4 protein-coding genes and 2 pseudogenes are annotated in these 3,189 nt (G+C 41.0%); 4 read left to right on the top strand and 2 right to left on the bottom strand.

Going from position 1 to position 3,189, the window contains the following annotated elements; translation table 11 throughout:
* Positions 1 to 256 precede the first annotated feature (256 nt).
* From QUA45_RS28335 to QUA45_RS28325, 4 genes and pseudogenes are all read left to right on the top strand, one after another.
* Positions 257 to 556, top strand: coding sequence for a transposase family protein (locus QUA45_RS28335; RefSeq protein WP_333223227.1), 300 nt, complete (start codon positions 257 to 259; stop codon positions 554 to 556).
* A 153-nt stretch (positions 557 to 709) separates the two neighbouring features.
* Positions 710 to 1,039 (top strand): annotated as a pseudogene (locus QUA45_RS28330) (ISAs1 family transposase); the annotation flags it as partial.
* Positions 1,014 to 1,238 (top strand): ISAs1 family transposase, encoded by a 225-nt coding sequence (locus tag QUA45_RS29340; protein WP_445304997.1) that lies wholly within the window; start codon positions 1,014 to 1,016, stop codon positions 1,236 to 1,238. The pseudogene QUA45_RS28330 and the gene QUA45_RS29340, both read left to right, overlap by 26 nt.
* Positions 1,239 to 1,521: 283 nt before the next feature.
* Entirely contained in the window at positions 1,522 to 1,983 is a 462-nt protein-coding gene (locus tag QUA45_RS28325) for a hypothetical protein (RefSeq protein ID WP_333223224.1), read from the top strand.
* Here QUA45_RS28325 and QUA45_RS29335 read toward each other — a convergent pair.
* Both QUA45_RS29335 and QUA45_RS28310 read right to left on the bottom strand, forming a co-directional pair.
* Positions 1,933 to 2,706, bottom strand: a pseudogene (locus QUA45_RS29335) (IS1 family transposase). The gene QUA45_RS28325 and the pseudogene QUA45_RS29335 overlap by 51 nt on opposite strands.
* A 45-nt stretch (positions 2,707 to 2,751) precedes the next feature.
* Complete coding sequence (locus tag QUA45_RS28310; protein WP_333101258.1) at positions 2,752 to 3,114, bottom strand: hypothetical protein; 363 nt, start codon at positions 3,112 to 3,114, stop codon at positions 2,752 to 2,754.
* Positions 3,115 to 3,189: the final 75 nt, after the last annotated feature.

Below are 3,189 nucleotides of genomic sequence, written 5' to 3'. Positions count from 1 at the left end.
GTTTTTGAGTAACAGCTTGCCGGATATTCAAAGGCAGCTACTTTTGGCTGCAATCATTTTTTAGTCTAAACTACAGTAATTTTGTATTTAAAAATATAGATTATTGAATCCACTTGTAGATTGATAGAGACAATTTGAGTATCAAATATCTTATGTAGTATGCTTGTAAGAAAAAAGTGTCTATCTTACTTAACAGGTCAGTCTTATGGCATCAGGTTTCAAATCTTGAAAACACAGGATTAAAAGCTCAAAAAAATTGAGTATAGCTCAGGCGACTGCACTGACAGAAAAAATGGCATTAGTATTTGGTGATATCAAAGACCCTCGTGTAGAAAGAACGCGTGTCCATACATTAACAGATATTTTGAGCCTTGGAATATTGTCAGTAATTGCAGGAGGTAATGGATGGGAAGACATGGAAAATTATCGATTAAGTAAATGTGAATGGTTGGAGCAGTTTTTAGCTTTACCAGGAGGTATCCCAAGTGCAGATACATTTCGACGAGTTTTTGAACGCATTAATCCCAAAGTATTTGAGCAATGCTTTCGACGTTAGATAGAATGGATAGTTGAGGTAATAGGGGTGCAGGTAATTCCCATTGATGATAAGACTATCAAAGGCTCATACGATAGAGAGCAGGGGAAATCAGCTTTACATCTAGTGAGCGCTTGGTCGAGTCAATATCGTCTTGTTTGAGGACAAGTAAAGGTAGCAGATAAATCTAATGAAATTATTACAATTCCTGCCTTATTAGAGTTATTAGATATGGTGGGATGTATTATTACGATTGATGCAATAGGTACGCAAACAGCCATTGCCTCCCAAATTTTTTATGCTAAAGCTGATTACGTTTTAGCCCTTAAAGCTAATCATCCTACACTTCACGGACAAGTAAAAGATTGGTTAGAGCAACAATTGTCTCAAGGGTTTGAAGGTATTATCCATAGTTATGACCAACAAGTAGAGCTCGCGTCACCATCGGACTTAAAAACGATCCTGTTGGTGTGTTCCTATTTCTCAATTACCAACTTTACATAACCAAAAAGATTGGGTTGGTCTTCAATGTATTGTCATGGTAGTCCTGGTCAGACATCTTTGGAATAAAACTACCCATGAAGTTCAGTTTTATTTAACGAGTTTGGAATGTAATGCTCATAAATTGGGGCAAGCTATCCGTCTACATTGGGGTATTGAAAATGGTCTGCATTGGACTTTAGATCAATCACTAAAAAAGTGAGCAAAAAAAATCTGTAAGGCAATATCTATATAGATAATTGCTTTACAAACTAAAATATCTCCCTCTAGTATGCCAAATCGTGCGTCTATTCTCAAGCAACAATTTTTACAGAGTGTCGCCTTACCCTGGAGAGAACTGCTACCAGACTCTCAAGTGCTTGAGCTGTTGGCTAACGAAAACGTGAGGTATTACAGGAGTGTCTACACACCGATAGTGACCTTATGGGCGATGGTATCGCAGGTACTAGATCCAGACAAAAATCAAGCGTCAAGCAGTGAAGCGGATGAGTACCTGGTCCAGCAGTGCCGGAGTCAAGCCTCCTTCCTCAGACACAGGGGCTTACAGTAAAGCTCGTCAACGACTACCCGAAAGACTCGTCCAACAGTTAGTACCTATAGGCGCAGAAGCTCTAGAAAAGCAAGTTCCAACAGAAAAACAATGGTGTGGATTGCGGGTGCGGGTACTAGATGGGACAAAGGTGTTAATGAGTGATACTGCCACCAATCAAGCCGAGTATCCGCAACACAGCAATCAAAAAACTGGGTGTGGATGGACGATCGCGAAAATGGTAGTGCTGTTTTCACTGCTGACAGGAGCAGTTGTATCGGCTGGTATTGCTTCGTTGGGGACGATTGCTTCGTTGGGGACGAGTGAGATTGTGATGAGCCGTTTGCTTTATGCAAAGGTAGTGCTTTTATGTAAAGGATGGAGAAAATTGAGGCGGTTGAACTTTCAGCATTCCTAATCTGATTTGGTGATTGTAGTCATGAATGAAGTTCCAAATAGCACCCTTGTGATTCTCCAACTTTTTAGAAAACGATAAAGTCTTTCTGACTAATCGCGAAATTCGTTGCCTGAGAGTATTGTTTAATCGTTCAATGTAACTGGTTAATCCGCTTTCGGAGCCGACGGACTTATGCCTTTTACTTGGTAAAACTACGGCATAGGCTTCCCAGTAATCGGTATAAATCTTGGCACTGGAGGCGATAGACATTTGGTAGTGAATCCCATAATGCCAGAGCCGATTTCGAGGAGCGGTCTCCAATATGACATCCGATGACTTCACGCGTCTTGGTATCCATTGCTAACCAGACTCATTGTTTATTCCCTTTGGCGTCTACTTTCATACCAGAGTTCATCCATTTGGACTGTGTGTTTTCCAATTTCTTTCGGAATGACTGTGGCGCAAGAGTTTTATTGCACCGTACAAGTGGTTCACATAATTTTGCAGCCAGAAGAGAGGAAACCCCCATGAAGGAGGGCAATACCAGCCAGGGAAATCCGCTCCAACAGAACTAACTCAATTTTTGCCAAAATGTCGGTGTCTTTGGGTTTCCACTGAGGGTTTTCGACAAACTGCCGACCACATTCGCGACATTTGTGGTGAAAGTTTTCCCCGACGAGTCATCCCATTTTTCATCACATCGTCAGAACCACAAGTGGGACAAATTAGATAGGATTTCATGATGAGACTCCTCAAAAGACTGGACATAGAGGTATTACCCTCCATCCTTTACATAAAAGCACTACCACTTCGTTTTTCCCACACCAGACTGAGCATAAATACGTTGTGCGATCGCCATTGAGTACGATCTATAGCAAGCTTCAAAGGTTTCGATTTCTTAAATTTGGCTGTTAAAATTTCTTTGACCAGCGGAAACCACAGACTTTCTATGTTGAGGCAGTCTAATTTGAGAAATCGTTGCAGACTACGCCTCCGGCTCTCAAATTGAATTGGATAGGTCATTACAGAAGCGAGCAATTCAATACTAACCTGTCTGTGGCTTTGCAACAAATATACCAGAATTTTGCGAGTCAGGTAGTCTGCTGGTTTGAGTTGTTTTTCTAGATGGTTCTGGTAAGATTGAGGAAACATATAGTCATTTCAAATAAAAAAGAGACACTATTGAGCGCAGTAGGCACAGATGAGTTCATCTAAAGATGTGCCAGG

Origin of the sequence: Microcoleus sp. Pol12A5, assembly GCF_036701435.1 — a bacterium.
In the GTDB taxonomy this organism is placed as follows: Bacteria; Cyanobacteriota; Cyanobacteriia; order Cyanobacteriales; family Microcoleaceae; genus Microcoleus.
The sequence above is the reverse complement of the archived record's forward strand: the minus strand, read 5'-3'. Positions and strand labels throughout refer to the sequence as shown.